An 18,879-nucleotide genomic window follows, 5' to 3' on the forward strand; every position below is an offset into this window, starting at 1 on the left:
TTTTATTCCGGGTTTCTGACGCTGGCCAGGATCGCGAGGATGCGCTCAAAACCAATCCCGAATCCCAAATCCCGAATCCCTGCCCTTACAAATCCACGCCGAAGCCGATGCCGCCGGAGGTTTCCGAACCGGAGAACGCCGCGCCCAGACTGATCGACACGTTTTCGTTGATGCGCCGGCCGTAGCCGATCGCCACGCCGCTTTCGCCGTCCTGGAACCCGGCGCCGACCGACAAGCGGCCGCGACCGGGCTTGGCATAGGCGCTGTTGGCCGACATCTGCGACATCGCCGCCGACATCGCGCCGTTGCGGCGGATGCGGCGATCCAGATCCTCGAAGCGGTCGTTGACCTCGGCGCGGAAATTGCCGAAGTCCAGGTTCAGGCCGTTGATGCGCTGATCGGTGTAGGTGTTGGCCGATTGCAGCGTGCGCGCATCGCCAGCGTCGGCGCGGGCGTTGGACTGCTGGATCTGATTGTTGGTGTAGCCGTTGGCGGTCTGCACCGAGGCGGTGTCGCCGGCCTGCATCTGGCGCAGATTGACCGCGTCGGTGGCCGCGGTGCCGTCGGCGACGTTCGACACGCGCGTACCGTCGGCGCCTTCCAGCGTCAGCTGGCTGCGCGACGCATCGTCGTAGTTGGCCGACAACGGCGAACCGCCCGGCCCCTGCGGACCCTGCGGCCCTTGCGGACCCTGCGGACCACCCGGTCCCTGCGGACCTTGCGGCCCCTGAGGCCCTTGCGGCCCGGCCGGAATCGCCGCGATGCGTCCGTACAGATCGGTCAGCCGGCCATCGACCGCGCCGAACGCCGAACCCACATCGTTGAACGCACTGCCCTGGATCGTGTACGTCGGCGCGACGAACACGCCGCCGCTGAAGCTGGCACCGCCGCCGAACACACCCGTCACCGTGTTGAGTTGCGACAGATTCACCGCATCGGTGTCCTGCGTGGCCGCGGCGACATTGACCAGCTGCCGCTCGGCACCGGCGGCGCCGAACGAGACCGTGTTGGCGCGATCGGCCACCGAGTTGTTGCCCAGCGCGAGCGAATCGGCGGCGGTGGCTTGAGCGTTGTTGCCGACCACCAGCGTGTTCGCACCGCTGGCGACGTTGTCGTTGCCGATCGCCGTCGCGTTGGCCGCCGATACGTTGTTGTTGTTGCCTACCGCGTTCGATCTTTCGCCGTCGACTGTATTGTCGCCGCCGAAGGCATTCGAACCGTTGCCGACCACGGTGTTGAGACGGCCGAACGCGTTCGAACCGATTCCACCGGCCAGATTGAAGTTGCCGAACGCGCTGCTGTCCGCGGCATTGGCGCTGTTGACGAAGCCCACCGCGCTGGAGCCATTGCCCGCCGCGGTATTCGCCGCGCCCACCGCGGTGCTGTCGTCGCCGCTGGCGGTACTGGCGCCACCGACCGCTGTCGCATTCGTGCCGCTGGCCAGACTGCCGCTGCCCAGTGCGCTGCTGTTGGCGCCGCTCGAGGTGCTGCCTGCCCCTGCCGCGACGCTGTCGGTGCCCGACTGGTCGCCGCGGATTACGTAACCGTCGCCGGCGACGCTGATCGCGCCTTGCAGCTGACGTACGTTCACCGCATCGGTCGCCTGCGCGCCATCGGCCACGTTGGTGATCTGTCGCTCCGCGCCCGCGGCGCCGACCGAGACCGTATTGGCCCGATCCGCCAACGAGTTCGAGCCCAGGGCCACCGAATCGGCCGCGGTCGCCTGGCTGTTGAATCCCGCCGCCAGGCTGTTCGCGCCGCTGGCCGTATTGCCCGTGCCCAGCGCCGTCGCATTCGCGCCGCTGGCTACGTTGGCGTTGCCGACCGCATTGGCGTTGTCGCCCCCGACCGTGTTGTCACCGCCGATCGCATTGCTGTTGAGACCGGTCGCGGTGTTGTTACGGCCGAACGCATTCGATCCCTCACCGTTGGCCGTATTGAAATTGCCGAATGCGCTGCTGTTTTCGCCGAGCGCGGTGTTGACGTAACCCACCGCGCTGGACGATGCGCCCTGCGCTGTGTTGGCCGCGCCCAGTGCCGTGCTGTCTACACCCGTCGCCTTGCTCGCGCTGCCGACCGCGGTCGAACCGACACCGCTGGCTTCACTGCTCACGCCCAGTGCGCTGCTGTTCGCTCCGCTCGCCGTGCTGCCGGCGCCGGCGGCGACACCGCCCGTTCCGGTCTGGGTACCGCGAATCACATAGCCGTCGCCGGCGGTAGAGATCGCACCCTGCAGCTGGCGCAGATTCACCGCGTCGGTGCCCTGTGTCGCATCAGCGACATTGACCAGCTGCCGCTCGGCACCGGCGGCGCCGAACGAGACCGTGTTGGCGCGATCGGCCACCGAGTTGTTGCCCAGCGCGAGCGAATCGGCGGCGGTGGCTTGAGCGTTGTTGCCGACCACCAGCGTGTTCGCTCCGCTGGCGACGTTGTCGTTGCCGATCGCCGTCGCGTTGGCCGCCGATACGTTGTTGTTGTTGCCTACCGCGTTCGACCTTTCGCCGTCGACTGTATTGTCGCCGCCGAAGGCATTCGAACCGTTGCCGACCACGGTGTTGAGACGGCCGAACGCGTTCGAACCGGTTCCACCGGCCAGATTGAAATTGCCGAACGCGCTGCTGTCCGCGGCATTGGCGGAGTTGACGAAGCCCACCGCGCTGGAGGCATTGCCCGCCGCGGTATTCGCCGCGCCTACCGCGGTGCTGTCGTCGCCGCTGGCGGTACTGGCGCCACCGACCGCTGTCGCATTCGTGCCGCTGGCCAGACTGCCGCTGCCCAGTGCGCTGCTGTTGGCGCCGCTCGAGGTGCTGCCTGCCCCTGCCGCGACGCTGTCGGTGCCCGACTGGTCGCCGCGGATCACGTAACCGTCGCCGGCGACGCTGATCGCGTCTTGCAGCTGACGTACGTTCACCGCATCGGTCGCCTGCGCGCCATCGGCCACGTTGGTGATCTGTCGCTCCGCGCCCGCGGCGCCGACCGAGACCGTATTGGCCCGATCCGCCAACGAGTTCGAACCCAGAGCCACCGAATCGGCCGCGGTCGCCTGGCTGTTGAATCCCGCCGCCAGGCTGTTCGCGCCGCTCGCCGTATTGCCCGTACCCAGCGCCGTCGCATTCGCGCCGCTGGCTACGTTGGCGTTGCCGACCGCATTGGCGTTGTCGCCTGCGACCGTGTTGTCGCCGCCGATCGCATTGCTGTTGAGGCCACTCGCGGTGTTGTTACGGCCAAACGCATTGGAAGCTTCGCCGACAGCGGCGTTGTAAGCGCCGAACGCGTTGCTGTTGTTGGCGCTGGCGGCGTTGTTGGTGCCGACCGCGCTGGCGTTATCGCCGTCGGCGGTATTGTCTCCGCCGACCGCATTGGCGTTCAGGCCATTGACGTTATTGCCGCGACCCACCGCGTTGGAACCGGCGCCGACGGCGGTATTGAAGTTGCCGAGCGCGCTGCTGTCGATGCCGCTGGCGGTATTGACGTAGCCCAGCGCGCTGGCGTTGGCCGCGCGGGCCTCGTTGGCGATGCCGATGGCGCTTGCGTCGGTGGAGTCGGCGACGTTATCGGCGCCGACAGCGACCGCACCGGATCCGCTTGATTCGTTACCGCTGCCGACGGCGTTGCTGCGCGCGCCGCTGGCGATGTTCGCATTGCCTACGGCGGTCGCGTCGTCGCCATCGGCCTCGTTATCCGCGCCTAGCGAATTGGCATTGAGGCCGGCCGCGCTGTTGGAACGGCCGATCGCATTCGATCCGATACCGCTGGCGACGTTGAAATTGCCCAGCGCGCTGGCGTTCTCGCTATTCGCCGAGTTGACGTAGCCCACGGCGCTGGAAGCGGTCGCGGCGGCGGTATTCAGGCGACCGACCGCAGTGCTGTCTTCGCCAGAAGACACATTGCCAGAGCCGACCGCCAGGGAAGCGCCGCCGGTCGCGAAGTTGCCGTTACCGGAAGCGTGGCTGCCCGCTCCACCGGCGTCGTTGCCGTTACCCAGCGCCACCGCCCCGTCGCCGCCGACGGTATTGCCGTCGCCGAACGCCGCCGCCCCCGCGCCGCCGACGGTATTCAGACTGCCAAAACCGTTCGCGCCGTCGCCGGTGACGGTGTTGATCCGCCCGAAGGCATTGCTGCCCACGCCGAGCGCCTGATTGAAGTTGCCGACCGCGCTGCTGTCGTCGCCGGTCGCGCTGTTGACGAAGCCCAAGGCGCTGGCGCTCGCGCCGGCCGCGCTGTTGGCTTGTCCGATCGCGGTGCTTTCCGCGCCGTCGGCGCTGTTGCCGTTGCCGCAGCTGATCGCGTTGGCGCCGCTGGCGGTGCTGCCGCCGCTGTTCTCGTTGCTGGTGTCGCCATCGTTGAGGTCGCAGTTGTTGCCTGCGAACGCCTGCGTCGATGCGACCACGTTGATACCGATGACGCTGGCAATAGCCAGCGCCAGTAGGGTGCTGCGATTCATTCGTTTTCCCCCTAATGGCTGACAAGAACCGGTTCGGAACCGTCAAGACGCGTGCCTGGATTTGACCCGCGCCCTCCCCGGCACCGGCTCGCACAACCATAAAGCGCTTTGGTGCACTTTTATATAGGGGAAGCCATACGAATTAATTCACCAATACGGACAGGACGTGCAAGCCCGCATTCATCGCGCTGCAACGCAGCAATACCATGCTGTCCGGTTTTGCATCATTTGTGCGTCCTTGTGTTCGGCTGCATTTCGTGATCAAACTCGGCCGCGGCCTGTCGTTCGCCTCACTCGTGGCCGTTCATCGTTCGCATCGAAGTACTGTCCGAACGAGTCACCATTGCCAATTCTTAGGGGGATTGATCATGAGTACTCGCATGAAGGCCGGGCTGTTCGTGCCCGGTTTGTTTTTGCTCAGCTTGAGCGTGGCGAACGCCACGCAAAACGACGCAACCGATACGTCCATGGCCAGTTCCAAGGTCGGCATCGACCAGGTCACCGGCAAGTTGCGTCCGCTCACCGCGGAAGAAAGCAGCGCGCTGGAACAGGCCGGCGCAAGCCGGCAGAAGTCCATGGCGAAAACCAGCGCGATGCGCGGCGTGGCTCCGGCCGACGACGCGGCCGCGCGCGCCACCGAGCGGCGCTTGCCCAGCGGCGCGGTCGCACGCAAGGCGCCGCTGAGCATGATGAGTACGCTCACCGCCACCCGCGACGCTTCCGGCAAGCTCGTGATCCGGCACAGCGAACCCGGCGACTCCAGCGCCGCGAACGCCCCGCACGAGGAGCTGCCGAGTGAATAAGTCCCTGCTCGCAAGCGCGCTCGCGCTCGCCGCCGCGCTGTCGTGCGCGCCGTCCGCCCACGCCGCGCGCCTGACCCTGATCAATCTCGACAACGGCACCCAGGTCGGCCTCAACGATCCCACCCCGGCCGCGCCGGTCGGCGGCAATCCCGGCACCACCGTCGGCGAACAGCGCCGCATCGCCTATCAATACGCGATGGACGCATGGGGCGCGGTGGTGCAAAGCACCGTCGAGATCAAGATCTACGCCTCCTTCGCGCGGCTGAATTGCACCGCCACCAGCGCCACGCTCGGCCAGGCCGGTCCGAACTGGGTCGTCAACGACTTTCCCGGCTCGCGTCCGAACACGATGTACCACTCCGCGCTGGGCGACGCGATCGCCGGCAAAGACCTGGTGATCGACGCGGACGATCCGGCCGACATTTCTTCCGCCTTCAACGGCGACCTCGGCAAGCCCGACTGCCTCGCCGGCCGCGGCTGGTATCTGGGCCTGGACGGCAAGACGCCGAACAGTACGATCAACTTCCTCAACGTGGTCATGCACGAGATCGGCCACGGCCTGGGCGCGTCGGGCTTCCTCAACAAGAACAGCGGCGTGCTCGGCCTGGGCACGGGCATGACCGACGTCTACACCGCCAACGCCTACGACAACGTGCAGAACAAGCGCTTCGACGATCCGGCGATGACCGACGCGCTGCGCGCGACGGCGATGAAGACGCCCGGACGCACCGTGTGGGACGGCGCCCAGGTCAACACGCAGGCGGCGTTGATCCTCGACAACCGCACCGTGTTGAACGTCAGCGCGCCGGCGGCGGCCGCGGGCAGCTACGAGATCGGCTTCGCCGACTTCGGCCCGGCGCCGACCGCGACCAGCTTCCCGTCCAACCAGTTGGTGCTGGTCGACGACGGCGTCGCCGCCGCTTCGACCAGCGACGGTTGCGAGACGCCGTTCGTCAACGCGGCGGCGGTGGCCGGCAAGATCGCGGTGATCGATCGCGGCACCTGCGGCTTCGCGGTCAAGGCCAAGAACGCGCAACTCAACGGCGCGGCCGGCGTGGTGATCGTCAACAACGCCGGCGGCGTGCAGGGCATGGGCAACGCGGTGCCGCCGATCACCGACATCACCATTCCCACGGTGATGATCTCGCAAGCCGAAGGCGGCCTGGTCAAGGCCAACCTGCCGGCGACGGCGAGCGTGCTGGTCGATCCGAGCTTCCTGCAAGGCGCCGACCGCAACGGCCGCACGCGTCTGTATTCGCCGACCGTGGTGGCCGGCGGCTCGACCTTCTCGCACTTCGACACCGACCTGCAGCCCAACGCGCTGATGGAACCGTTCGATACGCCGGAGATCCAGTCCCAGCTCAACGTCGATCTGACTCCGGCCTTGTTCACCGATATCGGCTGGACGCTCAATCCGGGCAACGCCGTGCTCGGCACCTGCAACACCACGGTCAAGGCGGTGGATACCGGCGGCCTGATCGTGGGCGCGAACATCACCGCCGAGAGCAACCTGTGCGCGGCGCACTCCAACGGCAGCCGTGCCTTGTATCTGCGCTGCATCTCCGATCACGCCACGCAGTTGCAGCAGCAGGGTGCGATCACCACCACGCAGCTGGGCAAGGTGCGTCAGTGCGCGGCGACGGTGCGCCCGTAAACGGCATCGCCCGCTGAGCGATCGCGACAGCGATGACGGCGCCGCAAGGCGCCGTCATCGTTTGCGACAGTCGCGCGCGGCAACGATATTTCGTTTCATCGCCGTCGCCGCACGCACAACGGCGGAATAACCTCAACGCGCCGCGGCAACGTCCGGCACTTGAATTTCGCGCCCAAACCACTAATTTCGCAGCGTGGCCAACCCGGCCTTGCAGCGGAGTACGAAACGATGGGATTGATCAGCCTGCTCTGGGGCATGTTCGCGCTGGTGTGGATGATCCTGGCCCTGATTCCCTTGTTGGGCTGGGGCAACTGGTTCCTGATCCCGTTCGCCGCGGTCGGCGCGATCATCGCCGCGATCGGCCTGTTGTTCACGCGATCGGAACACAGCGGCCGCGCCAAGGCCGGCCTGATCCTCAACGGCATCGTGATCGTGGTCGGCATCGTCCGCCTGAGCATCGGCGGCGGGTTCATCTGATCGCGCCCACCCGCGCCGGTAACGCAACGCGCGAGCCGCATCCCGGCTCGCGCCCTTCACGCCGCTGCCGCTGCGCAGCGGCGACGACTCAAGCCGAAGGCCGCGCCGCCAGCAGCGCGCGCGTGTGCGCGTGTTGCGGCGCGCGCAACACCTGCGCGGTCGTCCCGCTCTCGACGATGCGGCCGGCTTCCAGCACCGCGATGCGCTCGGCCACCGCCGCGGCGGCGGCGAGGTCGTGAGTCACGAACAGCAGCGCCAGGCCGCGCTCGCGTTTCAGGCGCACCAGCAAGGCCAGAATCGCGGCGCGATGATGCGCGTCCAGCGCCGACACCGCTTCGTCGCACACCAGCAGTTGCGGCTGCGTCGCCAGCGCGCGCGCGATCGCGATGCGTTGGCGTTGGCCGCCGGAGAACTGGTGCGGGTAGCGATCGAGCATCGCCTGCTCCAATCCGACCGCCCGCAACAGCTCGCCGGCGCGCGCGCGCCGCACCGCCGGATCGCGTTCGCCATGGATGCGCAGCGACTCGGCGACGATCTCGGCCACGCGCAGGCGCGGATCCAGCGAGGCATACGGGTCCTGGAACACCACGCCGGTGCGCGCCCGCAGCGTGCGCAGCGCGGCGGCATCGAGACTGGCCAGGTCGACGCCGTCCAGATATACCCGGCCCTGCGCGCCGCGCAACAAACGCAGCAAGACGCGGCCGAGCGTGCTCTTGCCGCTGCCGCTTTCGCCGACCAGGGCCAGGCCTTCGCCGCGATGCAGTTCGATGTCCACGCCGTCCAGCGCCGGCGCAAGCGCGCGCGGATAACGCATGCGCAGGCCTTCGCCGACCAGCAGCGCGGGCGCGCCGGGCGGGCGCGGCGCGGCATCGTCTTCGAGCAGCGGCGCGATCCGGTCGGCCGCCAGCAACTCGCGCGTATACGCCTGCGCCGGTGCGGCGAACACTTGCGCGGTGGCGCCGCGTTCGATCACATCGCCGTGTTTGAGCACCAGCAACTGCTGCGCATACGCGCCGACCAGCGGCAGATCGTGACTGATCAGCAACAGGCTCAGCCCGTCTTCGCGGCGCAGGCGATCGAGCAGATCGAGAATGTCGCGGGCGATGCGTGCATCCAGCGCCGAGGTCGGCTCATCGGCGATCAGTGCGCGCGGCTGCGTCGCCAACGCCAGGGCGATGGCGATGCGTTGGCGTTGGCCGCCGGAGAACTGATGCGGATAGCGCCGCAGCAACGCATCTGGATCGGGCAATTGCACGCGTTCCAGCAAGGCCCGCGCCTGCCTGTCGGCATCGCCGGCGCTGAGACCGCGCACCGTGCGCAGGGTCTCCAGCAACTGCGCGCCGACCCGGCGCAGCGGATGCAAGGACGCCAGCGGGTCCTGCGGCACCCAGGCCAGCGCGCGGCCGCGCAGCCGCGCGTGCGCGGTGCCGGTCAGTTCGATGGCGGCGCCGTCCACGCTCAAGCGCCCGCGCGCCTGCAGCGGCGCCGGCAGCAAGCCCAGCAGCGACAACGCGGTCAGGCTCTTGCCGCTGCCGCTTTCGCCGACCACGCCCAGGCACTGGCCGGCATGCAATTGCAGATCGATCGGGCCGAGCAGGCGCTGCATCGCTCCGGCGCGGGTGCGCGCTTGGACGTGCAGCGCGTCCAGGGTCAGCCACGCGCTCATGCGGCGGCGGCTTCTGAAGGCGCGACGTCTTGGCGATTGTCGCCGCGCACGTCGAGCCAATCGCGCAGACCGTCGCCGAGGAACTGGAACGCGGCCAGGGTCGCGACCAGGAAGCCGGCCGGGAACAACAAGGTCCACGGCGCGCTGTCGAGTTCCTGCACGCCTTCGGCCAGCAATCCGCCCCAACTGGAAGACGGCTCGTCGATGGACAGGCCGAGGAAGCCGAGGAAGCTTTCGACCAAGATTGCCTGCGGCAATATCAATCCCAGATAGACGAACGCCAGCGGCATCAGGTTCGGAAGCACATGCCAACGCAGGCGCTGGCCGAAACTCGCGCCGGCGGCCTGCGCGGCGAGCACGAACGGCGCCTCGCGCAGGCGCGCGGCCTCCGCCCGCATGACCCGGGCCAGATCGATCCAGACATAGCCGCCGATCGCCGCCAGCAGCAGCCACAGCGAGCGTTCGAACAAGGTCAGCAGCAGGATCACCACCAGCAGGAACGGCAGCGCCGAGAACACGTCGAGCACGCGCAGCATCAACCGTTCGACACGGCCGCCGGCCAGCCCGGCGACGGCGCCGTAGCTCAGGCCGATGACCAGGGCGACCACGCTGGCCAGCAAGCCGATGCCCAGCGACAGGCGGCCGCCGGCCAGGGTGCGGGCGAATACGTCGCGGCCGATGGCGTCGGTGCCGAACCAGTGGCCGGCGCTGCCCGGGACCGCGGACAGCGACTCCCAGTCCGGCAGGACCGGGCCGTAGCGGCTGAGCAGCGGCGCGAGCCAGCACACGGCGGCCAGGGCGGCGAGCACGGCCAGACAGGTGCGGGCGAGGGGCGGGAGCGATTTGAGGGAATGCATTGGAGGGCATCGTAACGGGATGGCGTGGCGGTGCGGCCGTCGTTCGGCGCGCGCGCCCTCATCCGCCCCCCGCCTTCGCGGGGGCAGGCTCTCCGGGCACCTTCTCCCGCAAGCGGGGTGAGGGGCCGCGCTGCGAGCCATCGGCTCGCGCGGCACCGAACGCCCGAACGCTATGCATTCGGGCCGGGTGGGCAGCGGTGAGCCCCCCCCCCCGCCACATACCCCCTCGTCATAAGCAGATGAAGCATTACCTTTTCCCCTGAACCACCGCCCGCGGCCACATTTCCTACATGGTGACTGGGAAATGCTGACGATGAAGGCCAAGTACGCTTTGCGGGCGATGTGCGCGCTCGCGCGCGCCGAAGGCGGCCGGCTCGCCGACTCGGCGTATGCGCCGCGCCACGGCCGCCTGCAGGCCCGCGCGATCGCCGAACACAGCGGCGCGCCCGGCAAGTTTCTCGAATCCATCCTGGTGGACCTGCGCGAAGCCGGCTTCATCGACAGCCGCCGCGGCCAGAAAGGCGGCCACGCCCTGGCGCGGCCGGCCGACCAGATCATGGTCGGCGACCTGATCCGCGCCATCGACGGCCCGCTCGCGCCGGTGCGCTGCGCCAGCGTCAGCGCCTACCAGCCCTGCGCCGATTGCGCCGATCCCGACGCCTGCAGCCTGCGCTCGCTGATGCGCGAGGCGCGCGACGCCCTTTCATCCGTGCTCGACCGCCGCAGCCTGCACGAACTCGCGCTGGCGCCGGACTTCGGCGCCGCAGCGCTCGATCCCGCGCTGCTGGACGCGACCTTCCTGCCGGTGGCGACGCGGGCCTACGGCGGAGACCGCGCATGAGCCGCGAAAGCGCCCGCAAACCCGCCGCCACCCGCGCGCGCAAGCCGGCGGCCGGCACCGAACCGCAGGTGTCGACCGTGCGTTACGAGATCGCGCGCGATCCCGAGCCGGAAATCAACATCGTCAACCTCTGCGATACCGAGTACGTGCTGCTCAAGGCCGTGCGCGAACTGGGCGCGGGCAAGATCGAAGTCGTCGTCCAGGATTCGCGCATCGTCGAGATCACGCGCAGCCAACGCGTGCCGGTCGAAGTGGCGGGCGAATCCTGGACTTGAGCGGGGCGCCGGACCCAGGGGGGACCTGGTCCGGCGAAGTTACACAGCGTGTCCGCCGGCGGCTGCGATGTCCGGCCACTTCACCTCGTTTGTTTTTCCTGCGCGCCGCGCGGGCTCATCCATCGTCAGCACCGATCCAAGGAGCACATCATGCGAATCCGGGTACGACCAGCGCGAACCTCACGCATCGCAGCCACTTCGCTGTGCAGCGCGCTCGCCTGCGTCCTGGCCTTGCCCGCGCAGGCCGGCGAGCCCACCGTGGCCGAACTCGCGCAACGGCTGAAGGCGATCGAGCAACGCCTCGGCACCGCCAGCGGCAACGACAACGCCAGCGCCGGCAACGACCTGACCGACCTGGATCAGCGCCTGCGCGTGATCGAACGCAAGCTGGAACTGCAGGCCGAGGAAAGCGCGGCTCGCGCCGCCAGCACGCCCACGGTGTCGCTGAGCGCGAGCAAGGGCCTGTCGGTAAAGTCGCCGCCGCCGGGCGATGTCGAAGTCAAGGTCAAGGCGCTGGTGCAGGCCGACGGCCGCTTCTTCATCGGCGACGAGCAAGTGCCGCAGAACGACACCTTCCTGTTCCGCCGCATCCAGCCCAGCATCGAAGGCACCTGGGGCTCGCTGATCGGCTTCCGCATCCTGACCGAGTTCGCCGGCGACAGCGCGACCATCAACGATGCCTACCTCGATCTGAAATTCGATCCGCGCGCGACCTTGCGCATCGGCAAGTTCAAGAGTCCGGTCGGCCTGGAACGCTTGCAGTCGAGCGGTTCCACCGGCCTGATCGAACTGGGCCTGGCTTCCGAACTCACGCCCAACCGCGATCTGGGCCTGCAGTTGCAGGGCGAATTCGCCGGCTCCACCGTGTCCTACGCGCTCGGCGTGTTCAACGGCGCGGTCGATGGCCGCGACAGTCCGACCACCAATCCCGACAACGAATTCGAGTACGCCGGGCGGATCTTCTTCGAGCCGTGGAAGAACGCCAGCAACGCGCTGTCGGGCCTGGGCTTCGGTGTCGGCGCCAGTGCCGGCGACCGCGCCGGCAGCGGCAACAACTTCCTGCCGCGCTATCGCACGCCGGGCCAGGCGCAGTTCTTCAACTACCGCAGCACGGTGCTCGCCGACGGCGCCGGCAAGCGCTGGTCGCCGCAGGCGTATTACTACCGCAACGCGTTCAGCCTGCTCGGCGAGTACGTCAGTTCCAGCCAGGAAGTACGGGTCGGCGCGTTCGACACCGAACTCGACCATCGCGCCTGGCAACTCACCGCCGGCCTGGTGCTGACCGGCGAAGACGCCGGCTACAAGGGCGTGGCCCGGCCTAACCAAGCTTTTACGGTCGGTGGTGCAGGCTGGGGCGCATTCGAACTGGTCGCGCGCTACGGCCGCCTGGACATCGACGACGACGCCTTCCCGCGCTACGCCGACCCCAATGTCGTCGCCGCGGCGGCGCGTTCGTGGGGCCTGGGCTTGAACTGGTACCTGACCGGCAACCTCAAACTCGTCGCCAACTACACCCAGACCCAATTCGACGGCGGCGCGGCTGCGGGCCGCGACCGCGAAGACGAAAAAGCCTTCTTCACCCGCGCACAGCTCGCTTTCTGAGCACCGCTACCCAGCAGAGGAACCTACGATGAAAACCGCTTTCCGACTGATGCTGCTCAGCCTGGCGCTCGCCGCGGGCGCAGCCTCGGCCAAGGACGCCGAACTGCTCAACGTGTCCTACGATCCGACCCGCGAGTTCTACGCCGAGGTCAATCAGGTGTTCGCCGCGCAGTGGAAACAGCAGACCGGCGAAACCCTCAACATCCGCGCCTCGCACGGCGGCTCGGGCAAGCAAGCGCGCGCGGTCGTCGATGGCCTGGAGGCCGACGTGGTCACGCTCGCGCTGGCCGGCGACATCGACACCATCGCCGCGTCCAAGCAGTTGCCGGCCAACTGGCAGACGCGCCTGCCGCATCAAAGCTCGCCCTACACCTCCACCATCGTGTTCCTGGTGCGCAAGGGCAATCCGAAGGGCGTCAAGGACTGGAGCGATCTGGTCAAGCCCGGCGTCAGCGTGATCACGCCCAATCCGAAGACCTCCGGCGGCGCGCGCTGGAACTATCTGGCCGCGTGGGCGTGGGCGTCGACCAAGTACCGCGACGGCGACAAGGTCGTGGACTTCCTGACGCAGTTGTTCAAGAACGTGCCCGTGCTCGACACCGGCGCGCGCGGTTCGACCACCACCTTCGTCGATCGCAAGATCGGCGATGTGCTGCTGGCCTGGGAGAACGAGGCGTTGCTGACCCTGGCCCAGCCCAGCAGCCGCGACCAATTCGAGATCGTCGTGCCGAGCCTGAGCATCAAGGCCGAGCCGCCGGTGGCCTGGATCGACAAGAACGTGGACAAGCACGGCACGCGCAAACAGGCCGAGGCCTATCTGCGTTTCCTCTACACCCCGGAAGGCCAGCGCCTGGCGGCCAAGCACGGTTATCGCCCGTCGGAGCCGGACAAGGTGCCGGCGGCGGAGCTGAGCAGGTTCCCGGAAGTGAAGCAGGTCACCATCGACAGTGCGTTCGGCGGCTGGAAGAAGGCGCAGTCGGCGCATTTCTCCGATGGTGGTTTCTTCGACAAGATCTATTTGCCGAAGTGATTGGCTGTGGCTCAGCTCTGGCCCGGCGCGGCTGGTAACTCGCGAGACCGAAGGACACCCGAAGGGCGGCGCACATGGACGTGCGCCGGGTCCCACCTTGGGCAGGATGCCCAATGTGGGACCTGCCTGCGTCGGCATCGCACTCGTGGCTTTTGACTCGAAACAGTCAATGCGTTTTCTTTGGTTGCTTTTGACCGAAGGAAATCCCGTGGGACCTTGTCGCTTTGGACAAAGAAAGTGACCCGCCGCTTTATGGCGGAAGCGTTTAGCGTTTGATCTTGCTTGTGGCTTTTGATCTTGTTCGAAGCTTCTGATCTTGCTTGAGGCTTCTAAGAGCCCAACGCCCCTGACCGAAACAACCAGATCTGCGCACTCCCTCCTACCGTCATTCCCGCGAAAGCGGGAATCCAGTGCCTTTCGTGCGAGAACGTTTGAAGTCGCTGGATTCCCGCGTTCGCGGGAATGACGAGCAAAAGAAGCCTCAAGCAGAAGCAAGAGCAAGAGCAAGATCAAACGCCTAAAGCTTCCGCCATAGAACGGCGGGTCACTTTCTTTGTCCAAAGCGACAAAGTCCCACGGGATTTCCTTCGGTCAAAAGTAACCAAAGAAAAGGCTTTAACTGTTTCGAATCAAAAGCCACGAGTGCGATGCCGACGCAGGCAGGTCCCACATTGGGCATCCTGCCCAAGGTGGGACCCGGCGCACGTCCATGTGCGCCGCCCTCCGGGTGTCCCTGGTCTCGCGAGTTACTAGCGGCGCCAAGCCAGAGCGAGGCAATAGCCACAGCAAAAGCAAGAGCAGAGGCAAGGCAAGGCAAGGCAAGGCAAGGCAAGGCTAAGGATCAAAGCAACAGCCGAGGGCAACAACAATCTGAGCGGCGACACGACATCTCGCCCCGAACCCGTCAAATCGCCGACATCACGCCCCGACACACTCACAACCCCCATTCACCTCCCCGGAACCACCCCAACGCCACAATCCCCAGCCATATCGCCATCTCGCACCTCGAAACAACCAACGCACATTTCCAAAGGTCCGGCGATCTGCGATAGCGTCACCTCCCTTCGCCCTCACAAAACCTCTGCCGCCCACGCCACATGAGCGAGCACGCCCTTCCCCTGCCGACCTCCGCCACCCGCTGGCGCCGGCCGTTACCCGGTCTCGGCCTCGGCTTGGGCATCGGCATGACGTGGCTCGGACTGATCGTCCTGCTGCCGCTGGCCGCGCTGATCCTGCGCTCCGGCGGCCTCGGCGTGGCCGGATGGCTGCGCACGATCTCCGATCCGCTGGTGCTGTCCTCGCTGCGGGTCAGCTTCTTGAGCGCCTTCATCGCCGCGGTGATCGCGCTGGTATTCGGCGCGCTGATCGCCTGGGTGCTGGTGCGCTACCGCTTTCCCGGGCGGCGCCTGATGGACGCCCTGGTCGATCTGCCGTTCGCGCTGCCCACCGCGGTCGCCGGCATCACCCTGGCGGCGATCTACGACGAGACCGGCTGGATCGGCCAACTGGTGCAGCCCTTCGGCATCAAGCTGGTCAACAACATCACCGGCATCGTCATCGCGCTGATCTTCATCGGCCTGCCGTTCGCGGTGCGCACGGTGCAGCCGGTGCTGGAAGCGCTGGGCCGCGAACAGGAAGAAGCCGCGATCTCGCTCGGCGCCTCGCGCCTGACCGCGCTGCGCCGCGTGGTCCTGCCCGAATTGCTGCCGGCGCTGCTGACCGGTTTCTCGCTGGCGTTCGCGCGTGGCCTGGGCGAGTTCGGCTCGGTGATCTTCATCGCCGGCAACCTGCCGATGAAAACCCAGATCGCGCCGCTGCTGATCACCATCCGCCTGTTCGAAGACAACGGCATCAACGCCGCGATCGTGCTGGCGACCTTGCTGCTGCTGATGTCGTTCGCCTGCCTGGTCGCCATCAATGCCGCGTCCGCGTTGTTCTCGCACGGTAATCGCCGCGATGGCTGAGCCGCGCCTGCCGCCGCAACGCGATCCCCTGCAGGAGCCGGCCTGGGTGCGCTGGCTGCTGATCGGCGCGGCCGGCGCGATCATGCTGCTGATCGTGGTGCTGCCGTTGCTGATGCTGCTGGGCACCGCCTTCGGCAACGGCCTGAAGGCCTGGTTGAACGCGGTCACCGAACCCAACACGGTGGCGGCGCTGAAACTCACCTTGCTCACCGCCGCGATCGTGGTGCCGGTCAACGCGATCTGCGGCGTGTTCGCGGCCTGGGCGCTGACCCGCTTCGAATTCCGCGGCAAGCGCATGCTGCTGGCGCTGATCGATCTGCCGTTCGCGGTGTCGCCGGTGGTCGCCGGCCTGTGCCTGATCCTGTTGTTCAGCCCGTCGCACGGTTTCTTCGCGGATTTTCTCAACGCCTACGATCTCAAGATCATGTTCGCCACGCCCGGCATCGTGCTGGCGACGATGTTCGTGACCTTCCCGTTCGTGGTGCGCGAGCTGATTCCGCTGATGGAGCAGCAAGGCAGCGACGAGGAACTGGCCGCGCGCTCGCTCGGCGCCAATGCCTGGAGCATGTTCTTCCGGGTGACCCTGCCCAACATCAAATGGGGCCTGCTCTACGGCGTGCTGTTGTGCAGCGCGCGGGCGATGGGCGAGTTCGGCGCGGTCACGGTGGTGTCGGGCAACGTCGTCGGCAAGACCAATACGCTGTCGCTGCATGTGGAAGTGTTGTTCAACCACCCCGGCGACCCGACTCCGGCGTTCGCGGTGGCTTCGCTGTTGGCCGGCCTGGCCTTGGTCACGCTGGTGATCAAGATCTGGCTGGAAGCGCGCCATGGCGACGCGCTCGCGCGTTCGCACCGCAGGCATTGATTCACCGAGCATCGTTTCACTAGGTATCGCCACGAATGGATCTGCACCTCAAAGCCATCGCCAAGCGTTATGCGACCGTCGCCGCCCTGGATGCGGTGAGCCTGGATGTCGCCTCCGGCGAGTTGGTCGCGCTGCTCGGGCCTTCGGGCTCGGGCAAAACCACGCTGTTGCGGGTCATCGGCGGCCTGCTGCAACCCGATTCGGGCCAGCTGCTGTTCGGCGATCAGGACGCGACCCGGCTGAGCCTGCGCGAGCGCAACGTCGGTTTCGTGTTCCAGCACTACGCGCTGTTCAAGCACATGACCGTGGCGGAGAACATCGCCTTCGGCCTGCGCAGCCGGCCGCGTTCGCGGCGGCCGGACAAGGCGACCATCGCCAGGCGCGTGCAGGAATTGCTGGGGCTGATCCAGTTGCCGGAACTGGGCGGGCGTTATCCGGAACAACTCTCCGGCGGGCAGAAGCAGCGCGTCGCGCTGGCGCGCGCGCTGGCGATCGACCCGACCGTGCTGCTGCTGGACGAACCCTTCGGCGCGCTCGACGCCAAGGTCCGCGTGGAACTGCGTCGCTGGCTGCGCCGGCTGCACGATCACACCGGCCAGACCACCTTGTTCGTCACCCACGATCAGGAAGAAGCGCTGGAACTGGCCGACCGCGTGGTCGTGCTCAAGGACGGCCGGATCGAACAGATCGGCACGCCCGACGAGATCTACAGCGCGCCGGCCTCGGCGTACGTGTTCGATTTCATCGGCCGCGCCAACGTCATCGAAGGCCAGACCGAGGGCGGCGAGCTGTCGGTCAACGGCCACGCCCTGCGCCTGCCGGTGGACAGCAACAGCCGCAGCCGCGCGCGCCTGTACGTGCGGCCGCACGACATGGCCCTGGTCGGCGACGGCGAGGGCCTGCCGGCGCGGGTGCTGTCCTCGCACCGCCTGGCCGAGCGGATCACCCTGGAACTGAGCATCGACGGCCAGCAGCGGCCCCTGGAGCTGGACCTGGTGGCAACGCCGGACGCGGTGACCCCGGCTTCGGGCAGCACCGTGCATGTGCGGCCGCTGCGGTATCGGGTGTATTCGGATTAGGGATATCGGATCGAAGCTCTGCCGGTGGCTTTGATTCCCTCCAACGCCAAATAAGAGCCCCTCTCCCGCTCGCGGGAGAGGGGTTGGGGTGAGGGGCGCGGGCAGTCGCAGAAATCCAAGCAGCAGCATTCGCGCCTACGGCGCTTATCCCCTCACCCCAGCCCTCTCCCGCGAGCGGGAGAGGGAGAGGGAGCGGGAGAGGGAGATAAGCAAGCTTGCCGGATCGGGCAGAACACAGCGTCACCGCCCGGACGCGACCGCCGGTCGCAGGCCGCCCCGCCGCGCAGGGGTAAACTAGCCGCCATGACCTATCCCTACTCGCGCCCGCGGCGGATGCGCCGCGACGACTTCTCGCGCCGACTCATGCGCGAGACCGTTCTCACCGCCAACGACCTGATCTATCCGGTCTTCGTGCACGAACTCGACGGCCGCGCGCCGGTCGGCTCCATGCCCGGGATCGACCGCCTGTCGATCGACGAACTGCTGCGCGTGGCCGAACAGGCCAGCGAGTTGCGCGTGCCCGCGCTGGCGCTGTTCCCGGTGACCGCGCCGGACGCCAAGTCGCTGACCGCCGAAGCCGCATGGCAGGACGACGGCCTGTGCCAGCGCGCCGTGCGCGCGCTCAAGCAGCGCTTCCCGCAGTTGGGCGTGATCACCGACGTCGCCCTGGACCCGTACACCACCCACGGCCAGGACGGATTGATCGACGACAGCGGCTACGTCATGAACGACGAAACCGTCGAGGCATTGGTGAAGCAAGCGCTGTCGCACGCCGTCGCCGGCGCCGACATCGTCGCGCCCAGCGACATGATGGACGGCCGCATCGGCCAGATCCGCAACGCGCTGGAACTCGACGGCCACATCCACACCCGCATCCTCGCCTACAGCGCCAAGTACGCCTCCAGCTTCTACGGCCCGTTCCGCGACGCGGTTGGCTCGGCCGGCGCGCTCGGCAAGGGCAACAAGTACACCTACCAGATGGACCCGGCCAACAGCGACGAGGCCATGCGCGAGATCGCGCTGGATCTGGAAGAAGGCGCGGACATGATCATGGTCAAGCCGGGCATGCCGTACCTGGACATCGTGCGCCGGGCCAAGGACGAATTCGGCGTGCCGACCTTCGTCTACCAGGTCAGCGGCGAGTACGCGATGCTGCGCGCGGCCATCCAGAACGGCTGGCTGGACGAACGCGGCTGCGTGATGGAAGCGCTGACCTCGATCAAGCGCGCGGGCGCCGACGGCGTGTTGACGTATTTCGCATTGGATGCGGCGCGGTGGATGCGCGAGGCGAACTGAATCCGGGCAAGCCCACGCCGCCGGCG

The 18,879-nt window shown here is 67.4% G+C and carries 14 protein-coding genes; 11 read left to right on the forward strand and 3 right to left on the reverse strand.

Annotated features, from left to right (window positions below; all coding sequences use genetic code 11):
* Window positions 1-85 precede the first annotated feature (85 nt).
* Window positions 86-4,444, reverse strand: coding sequence for a beta strand repeat-containing protein (locus LG3211_RS23190; RefSeq protein ID WP_057944914.1), 4,359 nt, complete (start codon window positions 4,442-4,444; stop codon window positions 86-88).
* A gap of 380 nt (window positions 4,445-4,824) precedes the next feature.
* Between LG3211_RS23190 and LG3211_RS23195 the strand changes: the two genes are divergently transcribed.
* The 3 genes from LG3211_RS23195 to LG3211_RS23205 all read left to right on the forward strand — a co-directional run bounded on the left by LG3211_RS23195 (window position 4,825) and on the right by LG3211_RS23205 (window position 7,378).
* On the forward strand, window positions 4,825-5,247 hold the full coding sequence (locus LG3211_RS23195) for a post-PEP-CTERM-1 domain-containing protein (RefSeq protein WP_425479923.1): 423 nt from the start codon (window positions 4,825-4,827) through the stop codon (window positions 5,245-5,247).
* Window positions 5,240-6,901, forward strand: a complete 1,662-nt coding sequence (locus tag LG3211_RS23200; protein ID WP_057944915.1) for a PA domain-containing protein — start codon at window positions 5,240-5,242, stop codon at window positions 6,899-6,901. Before LG3211_RS23195 ends, LG3211_RS23200 begins: the two co-directional genes overlap by 8 nt.
* A gap of 228 nt (window positions 6,902-7,129) precedes the next feature.
* Window positions 7,130-7,378 carry a hypothetical protein gene (locus LG3211_RS23205; protein ID WP_057944916.1) on the forward strand — a complete coding sequence of 83 codons (249 nt, stop codon included), beginning with the start codon at window positions 7,130-7,132 and terminating at the stop codon, window positions 7,376-7,378.
* An 88-nt stretch (window positions 7,379-7,466) separates the two neighbouring features.
* Here LG3211_RS23205 and LG3211_RS23210 read toward each other — a convergent pair whose 3' ends face one another.
* Window positions 7,467-9,044, reverse strand: coding sequence for a dipeptide ABC transporter ATP-binding protein (locus LG3211_RS23210; protein WP_057944917.1), 1,578 nt, complete (start codon window positions 9,042-9,044; stop codon window positions 7,467-7,469).
* Window positions 9,041-9,901 carry an ABC transporter permease gene (locus tag LG3211_RS23215; RefSeq protein WP_057944918.1) on the reverse strand — a complete coding sequence of 287 codons (861 nt, stop codon included), beginning with the start codon at window positions 9,899-9,901 and terminating at the stop codon, window positions 9,041-9,043. Before LG3211_RS23215 ends, LG3211_RS23210 begins: the two co-directional genes overlap by 4 nt.
* 304 nt (window positions 9,902-10,205) lie before the next feature.
* Here LG3211_RS23215 and LG3211_RS23220 point away from each other — a divergent pair, with 304 nt between their 5' ends.
* From LG3211_RS23220 to hemB, 8 genes are all read left to right on the forward strand, one after another.
* The gene (locus tag LG3211_RS23220) at window positions 10,206-10,742 is read left to right on the forward strand and encodes an RrF2 family transcriptional regulator (RefSeq protein WP_083512787.1); all 537 of its coding nucleotides are present in this window, start codon (window positions 10,206-10,208) and stop codon (window positions 10,740-10,742) included.
* Window positions 10,739-11,017 (forward strand): HipA domain-containing protein, encoded by a 279-nt coding sequence (locus LG3211_RS23225; RefSeq protein ID WP_057944919.1) that lies wholly within the window; start codon window positions 10,739-10,741, stop codon window positions 11,015-11,017. Before LG3211_RS23220 ends, LG3211_RS23225 begins: the two co-directional genes overlap by 4 nt.
* A 150-nt stretch (window positions 11,018-11,167) precedes the next feature.
* Complete coding sequence (locus tag LG3211_RS23230; RefSeq protein ID WP_057944920.1) at window positions 11,168-12,619, forward strand: OprO/OprP family phosphate-selective porin; 1,452 nt, start codon at window positions 11,168-11,170, stop codon at window positions 12,617-12,619.
* Window positions 12,620-12,647: 28 nt separating this feature from the next.
* On the forward strand, window positions 12,648-13,649 hold the full coding sequence (locus LG3211_RS23235) for a sulfate ABC transporter substrate-binding protein (RefSeq protein ID WP_057944921.1): 1,002 nt from the start codon (window positions 12,648-12,650) through the stop codon (window positions 13,647-13,649).
* A 1,097-nt stretch (window positions 13,650-14,746) separates the two neighbouring features.
* Window positions 14,747-15,613: a sulfate ABC transporter permease subunit CysT gene (gene cysT / locus LG3211_RS23240; protein WP_057944922.1), complete on the forward strand. Its 867-nt coding sequence runs from the start codon at window positions 14,747-14,749 to the stop codon at window positions 15,611-15,613.
* Entirely contained in the window at window positions 15,606-16,478 is an 873-nt protein-coding gene (gene cysW / locus LG3211_RS23245; RefSeq protein WP_057944923.1) for a sulfate ABC transporter permease subunit CysW, read from the forward strand. Before cysT ends, cysW begins: the two co-directional genes overlap by 8 nt.
* 35 nt (window positions 16,479-16,513) lie before the next feature.
* The gene (locus tag LG3211_RS23250; RefSeq protein ID WP_057944924.1) at window positions 16,514-17,557 is read left to right on the forward strand and encodes a sulfate/molybdate ABC transporter ATP-binding protein; all 1,044 of its coding nucleotides are present in this window, start codon (window positions 16,514-16,516) and stop codon (window positions 17,555-17,557) included.
* Between the two features lie 303 nt (window positions 17,558-17,860).
* Window positions 17,861-18,853 carry a porphobilinogen synthase gene (hemB, locus tag LG3211_RS23255; protein WP_057944925.1) on the forward strand — a complete coding sequence of 331 codons (993 nt, stop codon included), beginning with the start codon at window positions 17,861-17,863 and terminating at the stop codon, window positions 18,851-18,853.
* The last annotated feature ends 26 nt before the right edge of the window (window positions 18,854-18,879 follow it).

The sequence above is a fragment of the Lysobacter gummosus genome, assembly GCF_001442805.1.
Lineage (GTDB): Bacteria > Pseudomonadota > Gammaproteobacteria > Xanthomonadales > Xanthomonadaceae > Lysobacter > Lysobacter gummosus.